Source organism: Sulfitobacter sp. UBA4523 (genome assembly GCF_002388305.1).
In the GTDB taxonomy this organism is placed as follows: Bacteria; Pseudomonadota; Alphaproteobacteria; order Rhodobacterales; family Rhodobacteraceae; genus Sulfitobacter; species Sulfitobacter pontiacus.
The window spans coordinates 1-6607 of the sequence record NZ_DGMH01000020.1; the positions used below are offsets into that span (position 1 = coordinate 1).

The 6607-nt window shown below is 61.6% G+C and carries 5 protein-coding genes; 4 read left to right on the forward strand and 1 reads right to left on the reverse strand.

Translation table 11 applies throughout. The features are described from left to right. Positions 1–1092, forward strand: a 1092-nt coding sequence (locus B3849_RS04295; RefSeq protein ID WP_286779863.1) for a cryptochrome/photolyase family protein, incomplete at its 5' end; no start/stop codon positions are given. Here the strand turns inward: B3849_RS04295 and B3849_RS04300 are convergent. Beyond that, a complete protein-coding gene (locus tag B3849_RS04300; RefSeq protein ID WP_278424853.1) occupies positions 1089–2612 on the reverse strand; it encodes an MORN repeat-containing protein in 1524 nt (507 codons plus the stop codon). The two genes, B3849_RS04295 and B3849_RS04300, sit on opposite strands and share 4 nt — an antisense overlap. 173 nt (positions 2613–2785) lie before the next feature. Here B3849_RS04300 and B3849_RS04305 point away from each other — a divergent pair, with 173 nt between their 5' ends. The 3 genes from B3849_RS04305 to B3849_RS04315 all read left to right on the forward strand — a co-directional run. After that, positions 2786–4444 (forward strand): NAD+ synthase, encoded by a 1659-nt coding sequence (locus B3849_RS04305; protein WP_278424854.1) that lies wholly within the window; start codon positions 2786–2788, stop codon positions 4442–4444. A 77-nt stretch (positions 4445–4521) separates the two neighbouring features. Beyond that, on the forward strand, positions 4522–5847 hold the full coding sequence (gltX, locus tag B3849_RS04310) for a glutamate--tRNA ligase (protein ID WP_286779864.1): 1326 nt from the start codon (positions 4522–4524) through the stop codon (positions 5845–5847). Between the two features lie 96 nt (positions 5848–5943). Continuing rightward, positions 5944–6607, forward strand: a 664-nt coding sequence (locus tag B3849_RS04315; protein WP_286779865.1) for an MATE family efflux transporter, incomplete at its 3' end; no start/stop codon positions are given.

Sequence of the window (6607 nt, forward strand, 5' to 3'; positions counted from 1 at the left end):
CGGATGGAGTATTTCTACCGCGAAATGCGCCGCAAGACCGGCCTGCTGATGGAAGGGGACCAACCCGCGGGCGGCAAGTGGAACTTTGACCACGACAACCGCAAAGCCGCGCCCGAGGATGTCACCGTAGATGGCCCCCTGCGGTTCGACCCCGATGCCACCACCCGCGAGGTGCTGGAACTGGTTCAAGCGCGTTTCGGCGATAACTTCGGCACGCTAGAGCTGTTCTGGTTCGCCACCACCCGCGCCGAGGCGCTGCAAGCGCTGGACCATTTCATCACGAATGCCCTGCCGCGGTTTGGGGACTATCAAGACGCGATGCTGAACGAGAATGAATTCCTGTATCACGCGATCCTGTCGCCCTACCTCAACATTGGGTTGCTGAACGTGACCGAGATTTGCGAGGCCGCCGCCGACGCCTATGCCGCAGGACACGCCCCGATCAATGCCGCCGAAGGGTTCATCCGGCAGATCATCGGCTGGCGCGAATATGTGCGGGGCATCTATTTCCTTGAAGGGCCGGACTATACCGCCCGCAATATTCTGGGGCATGACCGCGACCTGCCGTGGTTCTACTGGGGTGGCGAAACGCGGATGAACTGTGTGGCCAAGGCCGTGGGGCAGACCAGGACCCAAGCCTATGCGCATCATATCCAACGGCTGATGGTGACGGGCAACTTTGCCCTATTGGCGGGGATTGATCCGGCGCAGGTGCATGAGTGGTATCTGGCGGTCTATGCCGACGCCTTTGAATGGGTAGAGGCCCCCAATACCATCGGAATGAGCCAATTCGCCGACGGCGGCGTCATCGCGTCCAAGCCCTATGTCTCGTCCGGGGCCTATATCAACCGTATGTCGGATCACTGCAAAAGCTGCCACTATTCAGTCAGCGCAAAGACGGGTGATACCGCTTGCCCGTTCAACCTGCTTTACTGGCACTTTCTGGACCGCCATCGTGACCGGTTCTCGAACAATCCGCGCATGGGCAATATGTACCGCACCTGGGACCGGATGGACGCCGACAAACGCAAAACGGTTCTGGCCGAAGGCGATGCCTTGCTCGCCCGTCTGGACGCGGGCGAGGTTATCTAGCCGTCGTTGCTTTCGGCCGCATCCGTACTGTCGGCAGGTGTCTCTGACGGAGTTTCGGCCTCTGTCGGTGCCTCATCCGTGGCGTCGGGCGTGGGCGCCGCACCAGCATCTTCGGCAGGCGCTGTGCCGGCTTCTTGCAGCGCGCCGTTGACCCACTGGCCCGAGACTTCCTCGCCCGTTTTATAGCGCATGGTGCCCTGACCCTGACGTTTGCCGCCCTCGAACGCGCCTTCGTAGATGTCGCCGTTGGGGTAGGTGGCGGTGCCGGTGCCTTCGATCTCTCCGCCGGACCACTGGCCGTCATAGGTGAAACCATCGGGCATGGTGATCTTGCCGGTGCCGTCGCGCAGCCCGTCGACAAAGCCGCCGGTATAGACGGTGCCATCGGGATAGGTCGCGGTGCCCATGCCGTTGCGTTGGCCGTCTTTCCAGCTGCCGTCATACTTATAGCCGTCGGCATAGGTCATCACGCCCTGACCGTCATTGCGCGCGTTCTTGAACCCGCCCTCGTAGACGATGCCGTTGGGATAGGTCGCGCGGCCTTCGCCTTCGATCACGCCCGCGACCCATGATCCTTCGTAGGTTGATCCGTCGGGATAGGTGATCTTGCCCTCCCCATCGGCCAGATCATCGCGGAAACTGCCTTCGTAGACAGAGCCGTCGGGGTAGGTCACCTTGCCCATGCCTTCGATCTGCCCTGCAACCCATGATCCGGTGTAGACATAGCCATCTGTGCCGGTGAACGTGCCCTGACCCTCGCGGCGGTCGTCCTCGAAGCCGCCCTCGTAAGTGTCGCCATTGGCATAGGTCACCTTGCCCGTGCCCTGGCGCTGACCGGCGACCAGATCGCCTTCGTAGACATCGCCATTGGGTTGGGTCAGCGTGCCGGTGCCGTCGATCTGCCCGTCTTTCCACTGGCCGGTATAGGTCAGCCCGTCGGGCATGGTCAGCGTGCCCGTGCCATTGCGTTCGCCATCGGCGATGTCACCGTCATAGAGCGCGCCATCGGGATAGGTGATCTTGCCCACGCCCTGCTTGACGCCATCGACCCAGTCGCCCTGATATTCATACCCGCCGGGGGATTGCATGACGCCCTTGCCGTGGTGGTTGGCATTGCGGAACGACCCTTCGTAGCGCACCCCGTTGGCATAAAGCGCGATGCCCTGACCGGTGATCGCACCGGCCTCCCATTCGCCCTCATAGGTGCCGCCATCGGCAAAGGTGATCTTGCCAAAACCGTCTGGTTTGCCCTTTTCAAAGTTGCCCTCGTAGACGGACCCGTTGGGGAAACGCGCGACGCCTTTGCCCTTGATCTCTCCGTCTACCCAGGCACCTTCGTATTCATAGCCGTTGGGCAGCGTATAGGTGCCGGTCCCGTGCTGTACGCCGTCCTTGAACGTCCCCTCATAGACGCCGCCATCGTCGTATTGCTTGCTTTGAACCTCTCCGTCCTGCGCAAGCGCGGGGAAGGGCAGCAGCCCAAGGCAAAGGATCAGCGGGGTCAGGGTCAATTTCGTCATACAGCAACTTTCAAAAGAGAGTGCGGCCAAGAGCGGCGGGCGAGTTTGTTAACGCTTAGCCTATTCAATGGCCTGCAAGGGGGCAATCGTCTTTTGCCCGGCGGTGCGCCTTGGCCTTTCACTTGGCGCGTGATCTGCTACATCACTTGCGTAGATTATCGAAGGACCGCCCTATGACATCGCGTTTTCGCATCACGCTTGGCCAGTTGAACCCCACCGTCGGGGATCTGGCCGGAAACGCAGACCTCGCGCGGGAGGCCTGGGCGCAGGGCAAAGAGGCAGGCGCCGATCTGGTTGCTTTGCCAGAGATGTTCCTGGCCGGGTATAACGCGCAAGATCTGGTGATGAAGCAGGCGTTCCAGCTGGATGTGATGACCCACCTCGAAGCGCTGGCGGCTGATTGTGCCGACGGGCCCGCGCTGGCCATCGGTGCGCCCTGGGTCGAAGGGGCCAAGCTCTATAACGCCTATCTGATCTTCAGAAACGGCAAGATCGCCAGCCGTGTCTTCAAGCACAACCTGCCGAACGAGACCGTGTTCGACGAGGTGCGCATTTTCGACAGCGCGCCTTTGGGTGGGCCGTACGCCGTTGGCGATACCCGCATCGGCAGCCCGATCTGCGAAGACGCATGGCACCCCGATGTGGCCGAAACGCTGGCCGAAACCGGGGCGGAGTTTCTGTTGGTGCCCAACGGATCGCCCTATTATCGCGGCAAATTCGAGACGCGGTTGAACCATATGGTCGCCCGCGTGGTCGAAACTGAACTGCCGCTGATCTACCTCAATATGGTGGGCGGTCAGGATGATCAGGTCTTTGACGGGGCGAGCTTTGCGCTGAACCCCGGCGGCAAGCTGGCGTTCCAGATGCCCGCCTTTGACGCGCAGATCGCGCATGTCGATCTTGAACAGACCCCCGAAGGCTGGCGCGTGGTCGAGGGTGAGAAGGCGCATATGCCGTCGGACCTTGAGCAGGATTACCGCGTCATGGTGCAGGGCTTGCGCGACTACATGGGCAAGACCGGGTTCAAGAAAGTGTTGCTGGGTCTGTCGGGCGGGATCGATTCGGCGATTGTCGCGACGATCGCTGTGGATGCGCTTGGCGCTGACAATGTGCGCTGCGTGATGCTGCCCTCCGAATATACCTCCCAAGCCTCGCTGGACGATGCTGAATCCGTCGCCAAGGCGCTTGGCTGCCGGTACGACTATGTGCCGATCGCGCAGGGCCGTGCCGCGATCACCGACACGCTGGCCCCGCTGTTTGACGGCACCAAACCAGACCTGACCGAGGAAAACATCCAGTCGCGCCTGCGCGGTTTGCTGTTGATGGCGGTCAGCAACAAGTTCGGCGAGATGCTGTTGACCACAGGCAACAAGTCAGAGGTGGCGGTGGGCTATGCCACGATCTATGGCGACATGGCGGGGGGCTATAACCCCATCAAGGATATGTATAAAACCCGTGTCTTCGACAGCTGCCGCTGGCGCAACGAGAACCACCGCGACTGGATGAAGGGCCCAGAGGGAGAAGTGATCGCGCCGCGCATCATCGACAAGCCGCCCTCGGCCGAGCTGCGCGAGGATCAGAAAGACAGCGACAGCCTGCCCGACTATCCCGATCTGGACGCGATGCTGACGATCCTTGTGGATGACGACGGGTCCATCGCCGATTGCGTGGCAGCGGGCTTTGACCGCGAGGTTGCCAAAAAGGTCGAACACCTGCTCTATATCAGTGAGTACAAACGGTTCCAGTCCGCCCCCGGTCCGCGTTTGACCAAGGGCGCGTTCTGGTTGGACCGCCGCTATCCCATCGTGAACCGCTGGCGCGACCCCAGTTGACCGCGCGGGCGACGCTGTACGTTATCTAGACAATGGTGCCGCGCTGTGACAAGCCAGCGGCCAATCAGGAGAACCCAATGACCATCACCCGCTTCGCCCCGTCCCCGACCGGCTATATCCACGTAGGCAACCTGCGCACGGCGCTGATGAACTATCTGATCGCCCGCAAGAACGGCGGAGAGTTCATCCTGCGGATCGACGACACCGATCCGGTGCGCAGCAAGGAAGAATACGTCGACGGTCTGAAAGAAGACCTGACATGGCTCGGCCTGCATTGGGACCGCGTTGAGCGTCAGTCCGAGCGGTTGGACAAATACCACGCCGCCGCGGACGAGCTGCGCAAGATCGGACGTTTCTATGAAGCCTGGGAAACCCCGACCGAGCTGGACCTCAAGCGCAAGAAACAGCTGAACATGGGCAAGCCGCCGGTCTATGACCGCGCCGCGTTGAACCTGTCGGATGCGGAAAAAGCCAAGCTGCGCGACGAACGCGGCCCCGGCGTGTGGCGTTTCAAGCTGGATCAGGAACGGATTGAGTGGAAAGACGGTATCCTGGGCGATATCTCGATCGATGCGGCGTCGGTGTCCGACCCTGTGTTGATCCGCGGCGACGGGCAGATCTTGTATACTCTGGCGTCCGTGGTCGATGACACGGAAATGGGTGTGACCAATGTCGTGCGCGGGTCCGACCATGTGACCAACACGGCGACACAAATCCAGATCATGCAAGCGCTTGGCGGCACCGTGCCGACCTTTGCGCACCATTCGCTGCTCACCGGTCCGCAGGGCGAGGCGCTGTCGAAACGTCTGGGCGTGCTGGCGCTGCGCGACCTGCGTGAGCGCGGTGTGCATCCTTTTGCGCTGCTGTCGACAATGGCACGCCTGGGCTCTTCGGACCCGATTGAACTGCGCACCGATATGGAGAGCCTGATCGACGGTTTCGACATCGAACGCTTCGGCTCGGCGCCGACCAAATTCGACGTCGAGGACCTGTTCCCCATGACCGGCCGTTATCTGCAGACCCTCCCACTTGAGGCCGTCGCAAGCGACATCGCAGCCCTCGGTGTGCCCGAGGACAAGGCCGCGCTGTTCTGGCAGGTCACTCGCGAAAACATCACCACGCTGCACGATCTAAAAGGTTGGTGGCAGATGTTCAGCGAAGGCGCAGAGCCTGTGATCGCGGACGAGGATAAAGAGTTCGTCGCCGAAGCCTTGGCGCTTCTGCCCGAGGGCGACTTTGACGAAAGCACCTGGGGCACATGGACGGCCGCCGTGAAAGAGCAGACCGGCCGCAAGGGCAAGGGGCTGTTCATGCCGCTGCGTCTGGCGCTGACTGGCAAACCCCACGGCCCCGACATGGGCGCGGTGCTGCCATTGCTGCAAGTCGTGAAGGCACGCGGGTGAAACGGGCCGGGTTCACGGGCGCAAGTTCGGGAGCCTTCGGCGAGAGTTTATCTGGCAAAATGAAGCCGCTGTCGGCTGACATAGGGCGCGTCCATCATGGTTGATGGGCGCGCCAAATTTTTGTCGGGCAATCTGTTCGGGCATGTCGCCAATATGTCTTTGCTGGCCTCTGTCGGGCTGGTGGCGGTGTTTCTTGTCGATTTCGTCGACATGATTTTCATCTCTATGTTGGGCAAGGCAGAGCTGGCGGCGGCCATCGGCTATGCCGGTGCGATCTTGTTTTTCACCACCTCCTTCGGGATCGGATTGGGCATCGCGGCGGGGGCCTTGGTCGCGCGGGCCTTGGGGCAGGACAACGCGCAGCTCGCGACAGAGAGGACGACCCATGCGCTGTGCTATGGCGCGGTCTTTGGCGTGATCTTTGCGCTTTGTGTGTTCCTGTCGCTGGATGTGCTGGTCGGCTGGGTCGGCGCTGGCGGTGAGACGGCGGCGCTGGCGGTGGATTTCCTGCAGATCGTCGTGCCGTCGGTGCCATTTCTAATGGTCGGTATGATGGGCAGCGCGATCCTGCGGGCCCATGGCGATGCGCGGCGGGCGATGATGGCGACCATCGCGGGGGGCATCGTGAATGCCATCCTCGATCCGATCCTGATCTTTACCTTTGATCTGGGCCTGACCGGCGCGGCTTGGGCGTCTTTCGTGGCGCGGGTGGTGATTGCCTATACCGCCCTGATGCCGATTATGCGCCACTATGGCGGGA

What these genes read in the sequence shown, in the direction of transcription:
- B3849_RS04305 (WP_278424854.1), top strand. Translation starts at nt 2,786, where the DNA reads ATGACATCGCGTTTTCGCATCACGCTTGGCCAGTTGAACCCCACCGTC.
- gltX (WP_286779864.1), top strand. Translation starts at nt 4,522, where the DNA reads ATGACCATCACCCGCTTCGCCCCGTCCCCGACCGGCTATATCCACGTA.
- B3849_RS04300 (WP_278424853.1), bottom strand. Translation starts at nt 2,612, where the DNA reads ATGACGAAATTGACCCTGACCCCGCTGATCCTTTGCCTTGGGCTGCTG.